This is a genomic window from Tenacibaculum sp. E3R01 (assembly GCF_003318185.1).
GTDB lineage: Bacteria > Bacteroidota > Bacteroidia > Flavobacteriales > Flavobacteriaceae > Polaribacter > Polaribacter halocynthiae.
Genome location: NZ_QOCC01000019.1, coordinates 430663 through 450008, shown reverse-complemented (window position 1 = coordinate 450008; position 19346 = coordinate 430663). Strand labels below are relative to the sequence as shown.

Genomic DNA, 19346 nt, shown 5'->3' with positions numbered 1-19346 from the left:
AGAGTTGCTAAGTTATAAAAAAGTAGCAATACTTTTCATTTTTATATTTTTTTTTTATCAGTAAAATCACAATATAATAACATACAATATACTTACTTAATTTACTTTTGAAAACAAAAAATATAGTGTTGAATACTTTTACAAAAAGAACATTTATATTCTTTTTAGCATTTATTACAATTGCTACTAAAATTTACTACTGGTTTTTTATTTTTCCTAATCCAGATGAAGCATATTACTGGCTTTGGGGCCAACATCCTGATTTATCTTACCATGATCATCCAGCATTACAAGCTTTAATTCAAAATATGTTCACTTCATTCTTTGGAACGTCTTTATTTATTTTAAGACTTCCAGTTTTTTTATCTTCTATTTGTATTTCATATATATTAATTCTTATAATAAAAAAATTAAATTATAACACTCCCTATTTGTATCTCATTCTATTCTTTTCAAGTCCTTTATTTTATTTATTTACTTCTTTTGCTTGGAACGATTACATACTAATAACCAATTGCTTTATATCTGGTTATTTTTACATAAATTTTATACATGAAATATGGGTAAATGAAAAAGGCACTACTAAAAATATTTTTTTAGGAAGTTTATTTTTAGGGTTAGCAATTATATCAAAATACAATGCCATATTTTTAGGATTAGGAATTATTTCTTTATTAATTTTTACTAAAAAACTCCATTGTATTTTTAAAGATTATAGACTTTATTTAAGTTTATTAATTATACTAATGGTTAGTTCTCCAATTCTTATTTGGAATGCTAAAAATAAGTTTGGTTCTTTTGAATTTAATATTCAACAAAGAACCATAGATCCTTTTATAAATTATGAATTCTTTAAAGGTAACTATATTGGTTTTATTTTAGGTAGTTTAGTAATGCTTTCTCCTTTTATATGGTGGGGAATTATTGAACTTTTTAAAAAGAAAAAAAATAATGAAATTAATTCTTATACAATTGTTTATATAAAATTTTCTAAGCATATTTTTTTAGTATCTACCATAACTTTTTTATTCTTATCTATTTTTTCAAATGTTTTATATTATTGGAATATTGTAGGTTTACTTTTCATAACACCTTTGGCTATTAACTTTCTTATAAAGAAAAAAAAAGAAATATCTTCTTTAATATTTTCTTCTATTCTAATTATTGCTATAACTATTCATTTCGGCGGTGTTCCATTAACTTTAATTTTTGGTGGTAAAGATGAAGATAGTACCTATCATTATGGTTGGCATAAAATAAAAAGTAAAGTATTAAAACATCAAGAAAATAATAAAATACCTATACTAACTTCTTCTTATAGAAATGCTTCTTTATTAGCTTTTTCTATAAATAACCCTAAAATATATTCTTACTCGTCAAGATTTGATCAATTTAATTATTGGACAAAAAATATTTCTTATAAAACTAATTCAAAAGGCTTGATTTTAACAGATGACAGAAGTTTATTAAATAATGAACTAATTTCTCTTTTTTCTGAAATTAATAGTATTGATACCATTACTATAACTAAATACAATTATAATATTAAATGTTATTACCTATATAAAGGTATTTTTAAATAAAAATATATTTAAAACTTATCGAAGTATATGGAGCTATGTCAAAGAAATAAAAATTCTTAGTGTTAAATAAACTACTAAGTTTACTTATTTTAATTTCCGGAGATGTTCCAATAGTTCAATATTCATGAGTAAAAATCATACTTTAATTCAAATTATAATAAGAGGTCTAATTATTTATATATTCTAAATTCTATTTAATTTAAAATAGTTTTACTTTTGTTTTTATGTTAAAACACCGTCATTTTATAATTCATAAACCTTATGGTTTTCTTTCTCAATTTATTAATAATCAAACAAAAAGGAAGAAAAAAATGCTAGGAGAGTTATATGATTTTCCAGAAGGAACAATGGCAATTGGCCGTTTAGATGTTCCTTCAGAAGGTTTACTTTTATTAACAACTAATGGTAAGGTAAGTGAACAAGTAAGAAGTAATAAAATAGAAAAAGAATATTATGTTCAAGTAGATGGAATTATTTCTCAAGATGCAATTAATAAGCTTCAAAAAGGAGTAGAAATTGGTTTTAATGGTAAAAAATATATAACAAAACCTGGTAAAGCTTTTTCAATAGTTAAGCCTAACTTCCCTGATAGAACTCAAAAAATTAGAGATGAAAGACATGGCCCAACAAGTTGGATAGCTATAACTATTACAGAAGGAAAATTTAGACAAGTCAGAAAAATGACTGCTGCTGTTGGTTTTCCTACACTTCGTTTAATACGAGTTAGAATTGGAGAAATTTTTATAGGAAACTTAAAACCAGGTGACATAAAAGAAGTAAATGAATTAATATAATTTTAAATAAATAAAAAACATATTAATTCATTATCATTTTTATATGTGGTATTCCATCTTCTAAATACTCTTCTCCAATAGGTTCAAACCCATGTGATTTATAAAATTTTTGTAGATAAGTTTGTGCAGAAATCGTAATTTTTTTAGTATTATAATTACTATAAATTGCTTCAATTGACGATTTTATTAAATCATGACCATATCCAAATTTACGTTCAGATTTTGCTACTATAACTCTTCCAAAGCTAGGTGTATCAAAATATTGATTTCCATCAAACAAACGAGTATAAGCAATAATCTTATTATTTTTTATACCTAAAACATGTAATGCTATATCATCTTTTCCATCAATATCTTGGTATACGCAATCTTGCTCAACAACAAAAACTTCAGAACGTAATTGAAGTATATCATATAGTTCTGAAGCTGTTAATTCTTTAAAGTTTTTTACTACAAATTTCACTAACATTCACATGCTATTTTATTAACTCTATTAGCATGACGCCCTCCTTCAAATTCAGTAGATAAAAATATTTTTACAAAACCTAAAGCTTGTTGTAATGAAACAAAACGAGCAGGAATTGTTAACACATTAGCATTATTATGCTGGCGAGTTAATTCTACTAATTCATTATTCCAACACAATGCTGCTCTAACACCTTGATGTTTATTAGCTGTCATTTGAGCTCCATTACCACTACCACATAAAATTATACCTATTTCAGCTTGTCCTGTTTCTACAGCTTCCGCTGTTGGATGAATTGTATCAGGATAGTCCATACTATCATTTGTATTAGTACCAAAATTAATCACTTTGTGTCCTAATTCTTCTAAAAGTTTTACTATTTCAAACTTGTATTCAGTACCAGCATGGTCGTTTCCTACAGCAATAATCATAATATGTTGATTTTAATTTAGTTGTGAAACACAAAAATACCATTATTAACGGTTATCAACAGTAATTAACAATGCTTTTTTTAGAGTTATTAATAACCTATTAATTTTTAAGTACTTAATTGTATTATTAAAATGTTAAGAACTATTTGTAGATTTTAAAAAGAAAATTTGATTTTTTACATTTTTTTTTACAATACAAGAATAGATATTAGATATGCAACTTTTTTTTTGATTTTTTAAGAAACATTTATCAACATAAAATTTACAATTTATTTACAATGAAATTGAAATAAGTAATTCAATAAAGTTAGTTAACTAGTGTTTATAACTTTTGTTAATAACTACATTTCATAATTGATTTTAAAGAACTTAAATAAATGATAACTTGTTTAACTTATTTAATAAGTAAGAAAACCTAATTTTAAATAAACTTTTTACTCTACATATTCACAAGCTATAATAACAATCATTCTTTTTTTTAAATTTTAAAAATTCTTTATATTAATAATATAATATGTTAATAACTGTAAAAAGTATTTCAAAATTTAAAAATAGAACTTAATATACTAAATAAACATACTTCTTATAAGTGAAGAATGAATAAAAGTAAAAAGAGTTTTTTAAATATTCTTTTTTAATAAATAGATACTATCTTTTGAGGTAATTTTTTGTTCTGAAGTATTTTTTTTGAAAGAAGTGTTTATACTTATCACAGTAACTATAATTCCTGTAATAAATATAAGTAAAAATAAAGCTATTATTTTTCGTAAGTTTTTCATTTTTAAAGCCTTTCTATTATAAAGACGAATAAATTTTAAAAACGTTACAATTTTATTAAGATTTTTTTAACTAAAATTAACTATTGATAACAAATCGTATAGCTTCCTTACAAAGAGTTACTTTAACTTTACCAGTTCCTATTAATTCTCCATCAGCTTGAATATATATAGATTGTTCTATATTTTGAGGGGTTATTAACAATTCGTTTGATAAGTAAGTATTAACCTTTTTATGTTTAGTAATTAAGCCGTTGTACAGTTTAGGCAAATTAAATAATAAATTTAAAAAAGTTAAATTCTTTACAATACTTACATCTAATAAGCCATCATTAGGAGATTTATAATCAGTTAATTGCATACCACCTCCTGAATATTTACAAATTCCAAATAATGTCATTAAACACTTAGTACTAACAATTTGATTGTTAATAGCTATAGTAAAAGTTGTTTTTTTATAAAAAATTAAACCAGCAATTCCACTTAATAAGTAAGCAACAGGTCCAAAACGTTTTAATTTATTAAGTTTATTAACAACATAACCATCATAGCCAATACCGGCAACATTATTAAAATATGCTGACGTATTTTTTAATTGTAGAAAACCAATATCTTGGTAAATAGTATTTTCTTTTTTTATTAATAAAATAGCTTCTTTAATATTTTTAGAAATATTATATGTTTTAATCCAATCATTACCAGTACCTAAAGGTATTATACCAACAGTAATTTGATTACTTTCTACTTCATTTTGTGTCATAATTCCATTAATTATATGGTGCAAAGTACCATCACCACCAACAGATATTATATGTTTATAACCTTTATTTATTGCTTCATGAACTAAATCAATTTCATGTTTATGATAGTTTGTTAACACAAATGAATATTCTATTTGTTGTATTTTTAATTCATGTTTTATTTCTAACCATAGCTTATTAAAATTACCATTACCAGCTGTTGGATTTACAATTAGAAACCAAGATTTTGTCATATAAAAAGAAAGTTAATAAGGTTGTAAAATACAAAAATGTATTCATAACAGTTATTTAATAAGTTGAGGTATAAATTTATTTGTACTTTGGTACAAATTTTATAAGAAGCAAGATTAATGACTAGAAAGAAAAAAATCTACAAAAAAAAGGGTAAAGTAATTAAAGATTTAACCCGAAATATTTTCAAAATACTTAATAAAGATAGTAACAAACAATATAATTATAAACAAATAGCTTCGGCATTAGGTGTTACTGGTACTGATGGTAAAACTCAAATACTTCAAAAATTAGTAGAATTAACAGCAACTAAAAAAATTAAAGAAGTAGAAAGAGGAAAGTATAAAATTAATGAAGATAGGAAATATCATATAGGAACTTTAGATGTTACTTCAAATGGTAATGCATATTTCATTTCTGATGATTTTGAAAACGACATTTTTGTACCGTCAGTAAACTTAGGTAAAGGATTACATAATGATGTTGTAAGAGCTTATCTTTACAAAAAAAGAAAAAGTAATAAGTTAGAAGCTGATGTAGTTGAAATTATTGAACGTGAAAAGCAAGATTTTGTTGGAGTATTACAATTGAATAAAAATTTTGGTTTTGTATTACCTGACAGTAATAAAATGTATGCAGATATATTTATTGCACAAAGTAAACTTAATGGAGCAGAACATGGTGATAAAGTATTAGCTAAAATTACTGATTGGCCAGATAATTCTAAAAATCCTTTTGGAAAAATTACTCAAGTTTTAGGAAAACCAGGTGAACATGATACAGAAATACATTCTATTTTGTTAGAATACGGTTTACCGTATGATTTTCCTAAAGAAATAGAAGAAGAGGCAGGTAAATTATCATTTGACATTACTAAAGAAGAAATAGCAAAAAGAAGAGATATGAGAAATGATCTTACTTTTACTATTGATCCTAAAGATGCAAAAGATTTTGATGATGCTTTGTCTTTTACTAAATTAGAAAATGGTAATTACGAAATTGGAATTCATATTGCTGATGTTTCGCATTATGTACAACCTAAAACTAAATTAGATGATGAAGCTTATGATAGGGCAACATCTGTATATTTGGTTGATAGGGTAGTACCTATGTTACCTGAAATGCTATCTAATGGAGTATGTTCATTGCGTCCTAATGAAGAAAAATTAACTTTTTCTGCTGTTTTTGAAGTTAATGAGAAAGCTCATATTGTAAATGAATGGTTTGGAAGAACTGTAACATATTCTGATAAAAGATTTGCTTATGAAGAAGCTCAAGTGATTATTGAAACTAAAGAAAATACTATTCCTGCAGAAATTTCATTAACAGGTGAAATTTATATGGTAGATGAGGCTATTGTTGAAGCTACCTTAAAATTAGATGAATTGGCTAAAAAATTACGTAAAAAGCGTATGAAAGAAGGTGCAATTTCATTTGATAGAGTAGAGGTGAAGTTCGATTTAGATCAAAATGCCAACCCTGTAGGTGTATTTTTTAAAGAATCTAAAGATGCTAATAAATTAATTGAAGAATTTATGTTATTAGCTAATAGAAAAGTTGCTGAATTTATTGGTTTTTCTAAAGGAAAAGCAACTAACAAAACTTTTATATATCGTGTGCATGATGAGCCTAATATTGAAAAATTAGCTTCATTACAAAACATTATAAGTAAATTTGGTTATAAAATTAATACCGAAACAAAAGAAAAAACTTCTCAAAGTTTAAACCAACTATTAAGTGATGTTCATGGAAAGGGTGAAGCTAATATGGTAGAAACTTTAGCTATACGATCTATGAGTAAAGCTGAATATACTACTCAAAATATAGGTCATTATGGATTAGCATTTGATTACTATTCACATTTTACTTCACCAATAAGACGTTATCCTGACGTAATGACACATCGTTTGTTACAACATTATTTAGATGGAGAAAATTCACCTAAAGCTGATATTTACGAAGAAAAATGTAAACATTCTTCAAAAATGGAAGAGTTAGCTTCTAAGGCAGAAAGAGATTCAATAAAATATATGCAAGTTAAATACATGCAAGATCATAAAAACCAAGAGTTTGAAGGAGTAGTATCTGGAGTAACTGAATGGGGAATTTATGTTGAAATAAAATCTAATAAATGTGAGGGTATGGTAAGAATCAGAGATATTAAAGATGATTACTATATTTTTGATGAAAAACAATACGCTGTAGTTGGTCAATCAACTAAAAACATGATTCAATTAGGAGATGAAGTTGTTGTTAAAGTTAAGCATACTGATTTAGAGCGTAAACACTTAGATTTTGAATTAATAACTAGTTAATTCTTTAAAATGTAACAATAAATTTCAATATTTGTCTTTATAGTAATGGTATAGTTATTGTCATAATAATCATACTATGCTTGTTTAACTTATTAAATGTTAAACAAATTAAATATAATAAAAATGAAAAAATTTATTTTTTTAAGTCTGTTTTTTGTAAGTATTATAATCGTTGCTCAAAATAGTATTACTAAAGATTTAGGAAGTTTTACAACTCTTAAAGTGTATAATGGTATTGATGTTGAATTAGTAAAATCTGATAAATTTAATGCAGTTGTAACAGGGCAGAAGGCTAATAAAGTAAAATTTAAAGCTATTAATGATACATTAAAAATAGTTCTTTCTTTTCCTGAAACTACAGCTGAAGGTAAGGCAAAAATTACTTTGTATTATGCAAATGATATAGCAATTATTGACGCAAATGAAGGTGCAATTATAACAAGTAAAAGTATTAAACAACAAAAAGTAGAAGTGAAGGCTCAAGAAGGAGCATTTATTAACATGGTTATCGATGTTAAACATTTGAAAGTAAAAAGTACTTCTGCTTCAGTAATTAAGTTATCTGGTAAAACTAAAAATCAAACTGTAAAAGTTGACTTAGGTGCAAATTATCATGGATTTAATGTTACTGTATCTAGTATGAATATTATTAGAGCTGGTTCTGGGGCAAAAGCTGAAGTTCAATCTGGTGAAGTTTTAGATGCTAAAGTGTCATTTGGTGGATCTATTTTTTATAAAGGAACCCCTGAAGTTTTAAAAGACAAAAAAGTAATAGGAGGAGTAATTGAACACCGAAGTTAATTTTGTATCTTTGCTACTATAAATTAGTTTAAAATGATATCAAATAATATATTCTTAGCTATTCCTGGAGGAGCATCCATAGCATTAATCGTTGTTGTAGTATTATTACTTTTTGGAGGTAGAAAAATTCCTGAATTAATGAGAGGTTTAGGTACAGGTATTAAAGAATTTAAAGATGCTACTAAAACTGAAGATGGAGAAGAACAAATAGAAGAAAAAAAATAATTAAGTATAATAAAAAAGCCCAATCATAATTGATTGGGCTTTTCTTTTAATGTTTGTACATTTATTATATAACAACAGCTGTTCCTGAAGCAGTAACCATTAGCATACCACCATTGGGTCCAACAGTTTCGTAATCTAAATCGACAGCAACAATAGCAGTAGCACCTAATTGCTTTGCCATCTCTTCCATTTCTTCTAAAGCGCTATTTTTAGCTTCTCTAAGTACTTTTTCATAAGATCCAGATCTTCCACCTACAATATCTCTAATTCCTGCAAAGAAGTCTTTAAAAATATTAGCTCCAATAATTGTTTCACCTGTAACAATACCTAAATATTCTTTAACAGGTTTTCCTTCTATAGTTGGTGTTGTAGTAACTATCATAACTTTTTTTAGTTTTTATTATTCTTTATTGTCATTTTTTTTACTATTCTTCATAGCTTCTCCTATTTGATTACTAGCTGTGAAACTTGCAACCATATCATTAAGCATTTGACTTCCAGCTTGTGGTGAGTTTGGTAATAATATTAAATTACTATTAGTTTCTTGACCAATAGATTGTAGAGTATCATAATGTTGTGTAACAACTATTAAAGCAGATGCTTCTTGACTGTTAATTCCAACTTTATTCAAAACTTCTACAGATTCTTCTAAACCACGTGCAATTTCTCTTCTTTGATCTGCAATACCTTGTCCTTGTAAACGCTTACTCTCAGCTTCAGCTTTTGCTCTTTCTACTATTAAAATACGTTGGGCATCACCCTCGTATTGAGCTGCTACTTTTTCACGTTCAGAAGCGTTAATTCTATTCATAGCTTCTTTTACCTGAGCATCAGGATCAATATCAGTTACTAATGTTTTAATAATATCATATCCATAAGTCATCATTGCTTCATTTAATTCTGATTTTACGGCAATAGCAATATCATCCTTTTTAACAAAAACATCATCTAACTTCATTTTTGGAACTTCTGCACGAACTACATCAAATACATAAGATGTAATTTGGTCATGTGGATAATCTAACTTATAAAATGAATCATATACTTTATCTTTTATTACTTTATATTGTACTGATACTTTTAATTTTACAAAAACATCATCTAAAGTTTTTGTTTCAATAATTACATCTAATTGTTGAATTTTTAAGCTTAATTTCCCAGCTATTCTATCAATAAGTGGAATTTTTAGATGTAAACCTGATTGGCGAATACTATGGAACTTACCAAAACGCTCTATAATAGCTGCTGATTGTTGTTTTACTGTAAAGAAAGAAGATAATATAAGTACTATCCCTAAGAAAATAATTGGATATAAAAATACTGGCATAATTTGAAAGTTTTAAGTTGATTGAGTTTTTAAGCTAAATATAACAATTAACAACTATATGACGTAATTTTTAATAAATGTTACATTTTTTTATTTATAACTTATATTTGCTAAAATCAATTTTATGGAACTTATTCAAAACAACGCTACAGAAATTTTAATCTTACTTTTTTTAATTGTCACTTTTTTACAATCGGGTGTTGATAAAGTAACAGATTGGAATGGTAATTTATCTTTTATTAAAGATCACTTCAAAAATTCACCATTTAAAAACCTGGTACCATTATTATTAGGAATAATTTTAGTTATTGAAATTATTGCAGGAGCTTTTATGTTTGTAGGTATTTTTAATATTATAACTACAGGTTCAAAAGAATTAGCTTTATTAGGAGTTCAACTTTCTGCATTAACTTTAATATTTTTATTAATAGGTCAACGACTTGCAAAAGATTATGCAGGAGCTATGACATTAGCTGTTTATTTTTTAATTACAGTTTTTGGCATGTTTTTATTAAATAAATAATTCTTATATTGTATAGTATTATTATATATTTTAATTATTAAAAAACCTCTTAAAAACATAGTTTTAAGAGGTTTTTTATTTTTAATAAGGTATTTGTATATGTTTTTTAATTAAATACAAATAAGTGTATTTAAAATGATTATTTAGTGTTTTTTATTAAATAAATTAAAGAAGAATACTCTAAATTTCTTTTTGCTTTAAAATTTGACTTCATACCAATATAAAAAGCATTTATATAATTCATTTTTCCCTTTTTATATTTTTCACTCAACAATGATACATAATAAGAATCAAACTTCATAGGAAGTATTTTTATTACATCCATTTTAATTTCATTAAAAATTTTATTTATAGATGTTTTTGAAAAATGCCACACATGTCTTGGTACATCGTAAGCTGCCCAAAATTCTTTATAATAATTAGCATCAAAACTTTTATAGTTAGGAACAGCTATTATTAATACTCCATTCGGCTTTAGTAATTTTTTAATATTATTTGTATATTCTTTTAAATTTGGAATATGCTCAAGTACATGCCAAAGTGTTATAACATCAAACTTTTTATCATATACTAGTTCTAAATTATCTACTAAATTTATTTTTTTTTGTTTAGCTATTTTTCTTGCATCTACTGAAGGTTCAATTCCAAATACTGACCAGTTTCCTTCTTTACAAGTTTTTAAAAAGTCGCCTGTACCAGCACCAATATCAAGTATTGTTTTACTATCAGTTTTTAATGAATTTATTAATTTTAATTTTTTATTTAATGTGTAAGATTTTACTAATTGGTATGTTTTTTCAAATATATTTTTTGAACCATCAGTATGTGAAATGTAATCTTCACTTTTATAATATTTATCTAAATTACTTGGTAGAGGAGAGGTTACTAACATGTCGTATTCTTTATTATGCATAACCTCATAACTTTCATTTGAAACAGTATAATCTATACAATTTAGATATGGATGAAGATTTTTATAAAATTCTTTTTCTTTGCTCATTATTATATATTTTATAATGTTCCACGGGGAACAATAATTTTCCTAGGACAATATTACATAAAAAAATAAAGATGTTCCACATGGAACATCTTTATTTTTTAATTATTTTTAATAGACTACTTATAAAATTTGAAAGTTATTTTTATGTATTTGTGTTAATAAGCTATTTTTAAATATAAAGTAAATGATTATTTATACATATGTTATCTATCGTTTTTCATATTAACTAATAATTGATCAAGTTCTGTTTAAATAGTATAAATATAGTAGGAGTGTTTTTAACTTTCATATGGAACATATGAAACATTTTATTATCTATTGATTTTATATTAATTAATAATAGTCTAGTTTCTGTTTAGTAGTATAAATATAGTAGGAGCTCTTTAAATTATTTATGTTCTACAAGAAACATTTCATAATCTATTGATTTTTATATTAATTTATAATTGATTAGTTTCTGTTTAGTAGTATAAATATAGTAGGAGTTCTTTAAATTATTTATGTTCCACATGAAACATTTTATTATCTATTGATTTTATATTAATTAATAATTGTCTAGTTTTTGTATAGTAGTATAAATATAGTAGGAGTATTTTAAATTATTTATGTTCCACATGAAGCATTACATTATGTTTTGGTTTTAGTATTTATTAATAATAGTCTAGTTTTTGTTTAATAGTATAAATAGTGTAGGGGTTCTTTAGATTATTTATGTTCCACATGAAACATTTTATTATCTGTTTATTTTATATTAATTAATAATAGTCTAGTTTCTGTTTTATAGTATAAATAGAGTAGGAGTTTTTTTATTTGTTACGCTCTTTGTTTAATATTTTATCACTTATTAATTTTTATTTTTAATAAATTTAGTTAATATTTTTAATAGAGTAGAAGTGTGGTTATAATTACGGTTTGAATTATTGTTTTTTTTTGATGAGTAATTATATATTATTTCTAAATAATAATTATGTTCCACATGAAACATATGTTGTTTTATTCTACCTGGTTTGAAATGATTAGTTATCATTATAAGGTTAAATATAAATTATTAATTGTTTTTTTTACTATTGTTATCTATTTGTTTATGTTATAAATAAAAAAGGACGATTCATTTGAATCGTCCTTTTTTATAAATGTTTTAAATATAATTATCGTCCCATGTATACAAGTAATACCGATATATCACTAGGTGAAACACCACTTATTCTACTTGCTTGTGATATTGAAGTAGGTTGTATTTTTGATAGTTTTTCTCTAGCTTCATATGAAAGTGATTTTACTTTACTATAATTAAAGTTAGAAGGTATAGGAACGTTCTCTAATCTATTTAATTTATCTGCATTGTTTTTTTCTTTCTCTATATATCCAGAATATTTTAAATCTATTTCTACCTGTTCTATTATTTCATTATCTATATTATTTTCATTAATAAAAGATGCTAACTTTGTGACCTTTTTTAGATCGTTGAAATTTAATTGTGGGCGTGAAGCTATTTTATATAACTTCATTGTTTGATTTACTATAGCTAGTTTCTTGCTTTCTAAAATAGGATTGATTTCTTCTTTAGTAACACTTAGATTTTTGATAAAATTAACTGTAAGCTCCGTTTTTTTCTTCTTATCTAATACTCTTTCAAATCTTTCTTTAGAGGCTAACCCCAATCGGTATGCTTTTTCTGTTAATCTCAAATCTGCATTATCTTGTCTTAATAGAGTTCTATATTCAGCTCTAGAAGTAAACATTCTATATGGTTCTTCAGTTCCCTTTGTTATTAAGTCATCTATTAAAACGCCAATGTAAGCTTCGTTTCTTTTAAGGATGAAAGCTTCTTTATTTTGTGTCTTAAGGGCAGCATTAACACCAGCCATTAAACCTTGTGCTGCTGCTTCTTCATAACCTGTAGTTCCATTTATTTGACCAGCAAAAAATAGATTTTCAATTAATTTTGTTTCTAAATTATGTTTTAACTGAGTTGGTGGGAAGTAATCATATTCTATTGCATAGCCATATCTGAAAAATTTTACATTTTCAAAACCTTCAATTGATCGTATAGCCTTGTCTTGAATATCTTCAGGTAAGGAAGTAGAAAAACCATTTACATATACTTCTACAGTATTCCATCCTTCTGGTTCTACAAATATCTGATGTCTATCTTTTTCTGCAAAACGATTTATTTTATCTTCAACAGAAGGGCAATACCTTGGACCTGTAGATTTAATTCTTCCATTAAACATTGGAGACCTTTCAAAACCTTCTTTTAATAATTCATGCACTTTAGGATTAGTATATGTTAGGTAACAAGAACGTTGTTTTTGTAAAGGTTTACTTGTTTTTAAGTAAGAAAATTTTTCGGTTATTTCATCACCAGGCTGCTCTGTCATTTTAGAATAATCTAATGATCTACCATCTACTCGTGGAGGAGTACCTGTTTTCATTCTTCCAGATTCAAAGCCTTTTGCTACTAAATCTTCAGTTATACCAGTTGAAGCTCCTTCACCAGCTCTTCCACCACCAAAAGTTTTTTCTCCAATATGGATTAAACCATTTAAAAATGTACCAGCTGTTACAATTACTGTTTTAGCTTTTATTTGTAAACCTAAGGCAGTTTTTACACCTACAATAGTATTATTTTTAAATATTAAACCATTTACAGAATCTTGATAAAAGTCTAAGTTATCAGTTTGTTCAAGCATGTTCCTCCAACACTCAGCAAATTGCATTCTGTCTGATTGTGCTCTAGGACTCCACATAGCAGGTCCTTTTGATTTATTAAGCATCTTAAATTGAATAGCTGTCTTGTCAGTTACTATTGCACTATATCCACCTAAAGCATCAATTTCACGAACAATTTGACCTTTAGCTATTCCACCCATAGCTGGGTTACAACTCATTTGAGCTATGTTCTGAAGGTTCATTGTAATTAACAAAGTATGTGCACCCATATTTGCACTAGATGCAGCTGCTTCACTTCCTGCATGACCACCACCTACTACAATAACATCGTATGTTGTACTAAATAAACTCATATTTTATATTCAGTTCCACGTGGAACTCGTTTTATTTTTTATTAAAAATTGTTAGGTATTCATTTTCTTTTTGACGCATTTTTTCTTTTTCATCATCAGTTTTATCTTTTAATCCTACGTAATGTAAAACACCATGAATAATAACTCTGTGTAGTTCATCTTGAAAAGAAGTAGCATATTTGTTTGAGTTTTCTTCTACTCTTTCGATTGATATGAAAATATCACCATTAATTTCTTTACCCAGTGTGTAGTCAAAACTTATAATGTCTGTGAATGTATCATGTTGTAGAAACTCAATATTTATTTTATGTAAATATTCATCATTACAAAAAATATAATTGATTTCACCTAGTTCAAAACCTTCTTTTTCTATACATTCATTTATCCAACTATTAGTTTTAGTTTCATCTAATAATTTGAAATCAGTTTCGTAATTAAATTGTATCATTCTTTTGAATTATCGAAAGGCATATTTATTTTTAAGTAAAAACATGTTATGTAAACAGTTTAAATTTGCTTTTCTGTAGTTGTAAAATATTTTTTAACTTTTGTTTTGTAGTTCTGGCGCAAAGGTAGTGATTGTCTGTTTAAAATTTCTGTTTGATTGTAAAAGAGCTTTTTAAATTTAAGTTCTTTTTTGTTGGTGTTTATATAATCTTTCAAATTGGTATTTGCCTTTCTTTCTTTCTTTTTACCCTGTTCTAAAGCTGCTTTATCTAACTTTAAAAGTTCATAGTTTAATTGTTTCATTTTATTAAGACTTTCTTGTGTAAAACCCTTTTCTAATATTTGATTTTCTAACTCTTCCATTTGTTTTAAAGCTTTTTTACCACTTCCATTTCCATCCTTACCGTTTTTTATAGCATTTTCTAATTGTTGCCTTAATTTTGATTGCTCTTTATATATTTGATATAGTTCTCCATTCATTTCTTCCCCTTGCTTGTTTCCTTTTCCTTTTTGTCCCTGTTTTTCTCCTTTTTTATTTCCTTTTCCATCTTTTGGTTTTCCCTGAGAACTTTTCTTCATTCCATCTTTCATCTTTTTCATTAATTCTCCTTGCTTTTTTATGATGTCAGGTAAACTAAATGATTTTCCCTTTCCTTTTCCTTTACCTTGTCCTTGCTTTGGATTTTTCATTGAATCTAAGGTATTACTTAACATGTCAGCTAACGTATTAGCAGAAGTCATTACGTATTGCTGATTAGATATTCCATTTCTAAAATTATTGTCAGCAAAATTTTCTAATGATTGGTCCATGTTGTAATGTGCATTGGCAAGTTCTTCTTGAATTTTTGTGCTAATTGTTGGTACACGTATTGACAGTGTAAATAAACTATCATCTATATGTTCGAAGTATGTTTTTAATTGATGTTGCTTTTTTAAATTTGAACCAAAATTTGGATGTGATGATGATGTATTTGAAAAAGTATTCATTAATTCTTCCTGATTAAATGAAAAAGTAATTAAGTTTTCTAATACTTGTCGAAGGCCTTCCATGTTTTCTTCTTGCATTTCTGCACTCATTGCTTGCATAGATTCTTGCATTTTTTGACTCATTTTTTTCATTTTTTCTGATGCCTTCTTTTGACTTTTTTTTGCATCAGACCCCTTATTTTCTTTTAGTTTTTCTAATGATTTGTTAAGTTCTTTTTGTGTTTCATCCTTTAGTTTGTCCATTTCTGGAATATCCATTGGTTGCTTTAACTTCTCATTTTCTTTTTTTAATTGATTAAGGTCTTTTTTTATTTTATCAAATTCTTTATTTAATTTTTTCTGAGTTTCTTTAGCTTGATCTTTGTTTTGTACTTGATCTTCTTTTTTCGATTCTTCTTCTTCTTTTTTAGATAAGTCATCAAGTTTATTAGCGATTTGATTCATTTTTTGCTCAACATAAAAACGTTTTGTCATTTCTAAAATGCGTTCAAGACTTTTTTCCTCTTGTTTGTTTTGTTCAGATAATTCCTTAGCTTTTTTAACAAGTTCTTCTTTATTTAGCTTTTCAGCTAATTTTTTCAGTTCATCTAATAGTTTTTGTTGTTTATCAAGCTTTTTCAGTTCTTCTATACGTTTCTTTAAATCTTCTTTTTTCTTGTTTAAATCTTCGTTTTTTTCATTCTTTTCCGTGAAGTTTTCTTGTATTTTATCGGTTTGACGTTGCATCATTTGTTTATATTGTTCTTGACGCTTAATTAAACTTTTAATGTTTTTTTGATCACTCCAGCTCAGATTTTTTCTGTTTTGTAAATCAAATTGAATCTTTTCAAGATCTTTTTTACTGTTTTGTTGTTTTTGTAAAGACTTTTCTAATTTATCTATATAGTTCTTTTGTTCTTCTAGAAGTTCATCATCAATTTCATTTTTTGATTTTTGACGGTAATAAAATTTTCTACTTATACTTTTTTTACTACCATTAACTTTATCATTATCATATACTTGAAAAAAAACTTCGTAATTAACTCCTTTTTTTAATTTTATTCCTTTTGGAAACTCATAATAAAAGCTTTGTATTGTTTTATTATTTATTTTAATTAATTGATAATCAGTGTTTTGAGTTTTATTTTCTTCTTTATATACAATTTCAAGCTTTGTGAAACCATAGTCATCAGAAATTTGACCAATAAATTGCGCATCACCTCTTTTTAGGCTGTCTATATTAGATTGTACGGTGATATTAGGTAACTCATCTTTTATAACATTAATAGAAAATTGTAATTGTTCATACCCTTTTAAATTTTTGTTTGAAGTTGAAATTATATAATTGGTATTATTTAAAATTTGTTTTTTATAATTAAAACTGTCTTCGCTAATTTTATTAAAAAAATATTTTTTATGATCATTAATAAATGCAACACTATCAGTTTCAGATGTTTTAATAGCCCAAGTAATGAATGTTCCTTGTGGAACATTTATGTTTCCAGAATTAGCAATAATTTCTTTTTTCTTTTTAGTATAATTTGGATAATTCAATTCAAGTGAAATGTTTTGAATAGAAGGAGTTTTCATAACATTTATTTGATAATCATTTGAGGAAACATTATTTGCTTTTACATAAAAAGATATTGGTTTTTGTACTTCACTAAAAGTATAGGAGAACAATCCGTTACCATTATTTTGTAAAAAATATTGTTGATTATTAAAATAAATTTTAGCTTCTTCAGGAATTATTTCTCCTTTTGTTTCTACATAAATTGTTATTGATTTACCCTTTATAACATTTAACATATCATTGGTTAAAAAAAATGAAAAAGGAGCTGGCGGAGCATAAGCTGTTTTATAATCTATTACACGATTTAAACTTTGACTAAGCTTAGTATTTACGCCTGTTATTAAGGTTAAAAACCAAATTAAAACAGGAATTAATCCATATTTAGCGTATTTCAAATTTGATTTAAAACTTACAGCTTTTGTAAAGGGAATAGGTTGTAATTCTTTTGACTTTTGCTCTATACTAGCTACTAAAAGATCGGACTTATCTGTATTATCTTTAAGTTGTAATACATTTAATAATTTGTCTTTAACTTCAGGAAAGTGATTACCTATTATTTTTGAAGCATCTTTAATAGAAATACCTTTTTGAAGACCAACCAGTTTAAAAATAGGAAAGCAAATAAAACGAAAGAATAGCAGTAGTTCTACTAATATAAACAACCAAAATAATAAGGTTCTAGCTGTTGGTTTTAACCATAAGAAATATTCAATAAATAAAGTAAAAAAAAGATATATTAATCCTAATGAAAAAAATAATATTCCTCCTTTTATTAATTCATTTGTATAGTATTTTTTACTAAACTGTTGTAGTTTTTGTTCTATTGAATTGAACACTTCCATATAAGTAACTTCTTAAAATTAGTGTGCTATATGATATAGCTCTTTTTGTGTTTTATTTTTCTTTTGTGTTTTTCACTTCTACATAAAAAACAACTACATGGTTTGCCATGAGATCTATATGCATACAAATTCTCATATTCAACCTCATTTATTCCTAAAATCTTAAGTCTTTTCTTGTACTTAAGCATCTTTATTCTAAATCTTTCTCTTTTATTCATTTTTTATAACTTATAAAAATACTACTTTTATAATAAAATATTTGAAGTGTTTTTTGTAAGAAAAACCAAAAGTAAACCACTAAACCTTATAATTAATAACTTTTTGAGTTGTATAGAACTTTAAAATAGTATTACTAATTTTATATTTATAGTGAATAACAGAATAAGTGTTATTAATTTCAAATAAAAACAAAGACATGAAAAAACTAGGCGTTTTAGTAACCGTATTATTTGCAACTTCAGTGTTTGCTCAAAGTCCGTGGACAAAAAAGAAGAATGAAGGATATGTACAATTATCATTCACAACTATTTCAAATTATGATAAACTTTTTGGTAATCCTGATTATAATACCGAAAGAAAAATTACTGATAATACGTTACAATTGTATGGTGAATATGGAATTTCTGATAAAACGACTTTATTTGCAAATATTCCTTTAAAAATGGTTCAATCTGGAGATATAGCCGGTCAAACATTATTACCAATTCCTTTTACAACAAAAGAATCTACTTCTTCAATTGGAAATGTTCAATTTGGAGTAAAGCATAATTTTTATAATAAAAAATGGATTTTATCCGGACAATTAGGAATTGAAGCAAACACAGGAAGTTTCAATCAAGCATCCGGATTAAGAACTGGTTATGATGCTTGGACAGTTACTCCATTAATTTTAGCAGGAAGAGGTTTCAATTCTTGGTATATTCAAGCATTTACTGGATTTGATATTAGAACAAATGATTATAGTAGTGCTTATAAATTAGGAGGAGAGTTAGGATATAAAGCTATTGATTGGCTTTGGGTTGCAGGTTTTTTAGATGGTGTAATGTCTTTAAAAAACGGAGATATTGCTTTACCATTAAGTAATAATCTTACAGGTTTGTATGTGAATGATCAAAGTTATGCAGCTTTTGGTTTAAAGTTAATTGGAGAAATTAATCAAAACTTTGGAGCAAATGCTAGTTTTGGTGGAGCTTTTGGCGGAAGAAATGTAGCAAAAAAAGCAGCTTTAAATTTTGGAGTTTACTATAAATTTTAATAAA

The 19346-nt window shown here is 25.8% G+C and carries 17 protein-coding genes; 7 read left to right on the top strand and 10 right to left on the bottom strand.

Going from position 1 to position 19346, the window contains the following annotated elements; genetic code table 11:
• The first annotated feature begins 128 nt into the window (after positions 1-128).
• Positions 129-1583, top strand: a complete 1455-nt coding sequence (locus tag DS884_RS07190; RefSeq protein WP_113786275.1) for an ArnT family glycosyltransferase — start codon at positions 129-131, stop codon at positions 1581-1583.
• Positions 1584-1807: 224 nt separating this feature from the next.
• On the top strand, positions 1808-2377 hold the full coding sequence (locus DS884_RS07185; RefSeq protein ID WP_113786274.1) for a pseudouridine synthase: 570 nt from the start codon (positions 1808-1810) through the stop codon (positions 2375-2377).
• 22 nt (positions 2378-2399) lie between these two features.
• On the opposite strand, the gene DS884_RS07180 is transcribed toward DS884_RS07185, so the two are convergent.
• From DS884_RS07180 to DS884_RS07170, 4 genes are all read right to left on the bottom strand, one after another.
• A complete protein-coding gene (locus DS884_RS07180; protein WP_199488191.1) occupies positions 2400-2846 on the bottom strand; it encodes a GNAT family N-acetyltransferase in 447 nt (148 codons plus the stop codon).
• A complete protein-coding gene (gene rpiB, locus DS884_RS07175; RefSeq protein WP_093869522.1) occupies positions 2840-3274 on the bottom strand; it encodes a ribose 5-phosphate isomerase B in 435 nt (144 codons plus the stop codon). The genes DS884_RS07180 and rpiB overlap by 7 nt, the downstream gene beginning before the upstream one ends.
• A gap of 620 nt (positions 3275-3894) precedes the next feature.
• Positions 3895-4053: a hypothetical protein gene (locus tag DS884_RS18420; protein WP_158530825.1), complete on the bottom strand. Its 159-nt coding sequence runs from the start codon at positions 4051-4053 to the stop codon at positions 3895-3897.
• A gap of 76 nt (positions 4054-4129) precedes the next feature.
• The gene (locus DS884_RS07170; RefSeq protein ID WP_113786273.1) at positions 4130-5044 is read right to left on the bottom strand and encodes a diacylglycerol/lipid kinase family protein; all 915 of its coding nucleotides are present in this window, start codon (positions 5042-5044) and stop codon (positions 4130-4132) included.
• 117 nt (positions 5045-5161) lie between these two features.
• Here DS884_RS07170 and rnr point away from each other — a divergent pair, with 117 nt between their 5' ends.
• From rnr to tatA, 3 genes are all read left to right on the top strand, one after another.
• Positions 5162-7357 (top strand): ribonuclease R, encoded by a 2196-nt coding sequence (gene rnr, locus DS884_RS07165; protein WP_113786272.1) that lies wholly within the window; start codon positions 5162-5164, stop codon positions 7355-7357.
• 123 nt (positions 7358-7480) lie between these two features.
• On the top strand, positions 7481-8158 hold the full coding sequence (locus DS884_RS07160) for a head GIN domain-containing protein (RefSeq protein WP_093871964.1): 678 nt from the start codon (positions 7481-7483) through the stop codon (positions 8156-8158).
• 33 nt (positions 8159-8191) lie between these two features.
• The gene (gene tatA / locus DS884_RS07155; protein ID WP_113786271.1) at positions 8192-8383 is read left to right on the top strand and encodes a twin-arginine translocase TatA/TatE family subunit; all 192 of its coding nucleotides are present in this window, start codon (positions 8192-8194) and stop codon (positions 8381-8383) included.
• A 64-nt stretch (positions 8384-8447) separates the two neighbouring features.
• Here tatA and DS884_RS07150 read toward each other — a convergent pair whose 3' ends face one another.
• Both DS884_RS07150 and DS884_RS07145 read right to left on the bottom strand, forming a co-directional pair.
• The gene (locus tag DS884_RS07150) at positions 8448-8765 is read right to left on the bottom strand and encodes a heavy metal-binding domain-containing protein (RefSeq protein WP_093869526.1); all 318 of its coding nucleotides are present in this window, start codon (positions 8763-8765) and stop codon (positions 8448-8450) included.
• Positions 8766-8783: 18 nt separating this feature from the next.
• Positions 8784-9710: an SPFH domain-containing protein gene (locus DS884_RS07145; protein ID WP_093869527.1), complete on the bottom strand. Its 927-nt coding sequence runs from the start codon at positions 9708-9710 to the stop codon at positions 8784-8786.
• A gap of 124 nt (positions 9711-9834) precedes the next feature.
• Between DS884_RS07145 and DS884_RS07140 the strand changes: the two genes are divergently transcribed.
• On the top strand, positions 9835-10233 hold the full coding sequence (locus DS884_RS07140) for a DoxX family protein (protein ID WP_113786270.1): 399 nt from the start codon (positions 9835-9837) through the stop codon (positions 10231-10233).
• A 139-nt stretch (positions 10234-10372) separates the two neighbouring features.
• On the opposite strand, the gene DS884_RS07135 is transcribed toward DS884_RS07140, so the two are convergent.
• The 4 genes from DS884_RS07135 to DS884_RS07120 all read right to left on the bottom strand — a co-directional run bounded on the left by DS884_RS07135 (position 10373) and on the right by DS884_RS07120 (position 18087).
• Positions 10373-11233, bottom strand: a complete 861-nt coding sequence (locus DS884_RS07135) for a class I SAM-dependent methyltransferase (protein ID WP_093869529.1) — start codon at positions 11231-11233, stop codon at positions 10373-10375.
• A gap of 1148 nt (positions 11234-12381) precedes the next feature.
• Positions 12382-14259 carry a tRNA uridine-5-carboxymethylaminomethyl(34) synthesis enzyme MnmG gene (gene mnmG, locus DS884_RS07130; RefSeq protein ID WP_093869530.1) on the bottom strand — a complete coding sequence of 626 codons (1878 nt, stop codon included), beginning with the start codon at positions 14257-14259 and terminating at the stop codon, positions 12382-12384.
• Between the two features lie 31 nt (positions 14260-14290).
• Entirely contained in the window at positions 14291-14707 is a 417-nt protein-coding gene (ybeY, locus tag DS884_RS07125) for an rRNA maturation RNase YbeY (RefSeq protein ID WP_093869531.1), read from the bottom strand.
• Positions 14708-14766: 59 nt separating this feature from the next.
• Positions 14767-18087 (bottom strand): DUF4175 family protein, encoded by a 3321-nt coding sequence (locus tag DS884_RS07120; RefSeq protein WP_113786269.1) that lies wholly within the window; start codon positions 18085-18087, stop codon positions 14767-14769.
• Between the two features lie 415 nt (positions 18088-18502).
• Here DS884_RS07120 and DS884_RS07115 point away from each other — a divergent pair, with 415 nt between their 5' ends.
• Positions 18503-19342, top strand: coding sequence for a hypothetical protein (locus DS884_RS07115; RefSeq protein WP_113786268.1), 840 nt, complete (start codon positions 18503-18505; stop codon positions 19340-19342).
• Positions 19343-19346 lie beyond the last annotated feature (4 nt).

What these genes read in the sequence shown, in the direction of transcription:
- DS884_RS07185 (WP_113786274.1), top strand. Translation starts at nt 1,808, where the DNA reads ATGTTAAAACACCGTCATTTTATAATTCATAAACCTTATGGTTTTCTT.
- DS884_RS07180 (WP_199488191.1), bottom strand. Translation starts at nt 2,846, where the DNA reads ATGTTAGTGAAATTTGTAGTAAAAAACTTTAAAGAATTAACAGCTTCA.
- rpiB (WP_093869522.1), bottom strand. Translation starts at nt 3,274, where the DNA reads ATGATTATTGCTGTAGGAAACGACCATGCTGGTACTGAATACAAGTTT.
- DS884_RS18420 (WP_158530825.1), bottom strand. Translation starts at nt 4,053, where the DNA reads ATGAAAAACTTACGAAAAATAATAGCTTTATTTTTACTTATATTTATT.
- DS884_RS07170 (WP_113786273.1), bottom strand. Translation starts at nt 5,044, where the DNA reads ATGACAAAATCTTGGTTTCTAATTGTAAATCCAACAGCTGGTAATGGT.
- rnr (WP_113786272.1), top strand. Translation starts at nt 5,162, where the DNA reads ATGACTAGAAAGAAAAAAATCTACAAAAAAAAGGGTAAAGTAATTAAA.
- DS884_RS07160 (WP_093871964.1), top strand. Translation starts at nt 7,481, where the DNA reads ATGAAAAAATTTATTTTTTTAAGTCTGTTTTTTGTAAGTATTATAATC.
- tatA (WP_113786271.1), top strand. Translation starts at nt 8,192, where the DNA reads ATGATATCAAATAATATATTCTTAGCTATTCCTGGAGGAGCATCCATA.
- DS884_RS07150 (WP_093869526.1), bottom strand. Translation starts at nt 8,765, where the DNA reads ATGATAGTTACTACAACACCAACTATAGAAGGAAAACCTGTTAAAGAA.
- DS884_RS07145 (WP_093869527.1), bottom strand. Translation starts at nt 9,710, where the DNA reads ATGCCAGTATTTTTATATCCAATTATTTTCTTAGGGATAGTACTTATA.
- DS884_RS07140 (WP_113786270.1), top strand. Translation starts at nt 9,835, where the DNA reads ATGGAACTTATTCAAAACAACGCTACAGAAATTTTAATCTTACTTTTT.
- DS884_RS07135 (WP_093869529.1), bottom strand. Translation starts at nt 11,233, where the DNA reads ATGAGCAAAGAAAAAGAATTTTATAAAAATCTTCATCCATATCTAAAT.
- mnmG (WP_093869530.1), bottom strand. Translation starts at nt 14,259, where the DNA reads ATGAGTTTATTTAGTACAACATACGATGTTATTGTAGTAGGTGGTGGT.
- ybeY (WP_093869531.1), bottom strand. Translation starts at nt 14,707, where the DNA reads ATGATACAATTTAATTACGAAACTGATTTCAAATTATTAGATGAAACT.
- DS884_RS07120 (WP_113786269.1), bottom strand. Translation starts at nt 18,087, where the DNA reads ATGGAAGTGTTCAATTCAATAGAACAAAAACTACAACAGTTTAGTAAA.
- DS884_RS07115 (WP_113786268.1), top strand. Translation starts at nt 18,503, where the DNA reads ATGAAAAAACTAGGCGTTTTAGTAACCGTATTATTTGCAACTTCAGTG.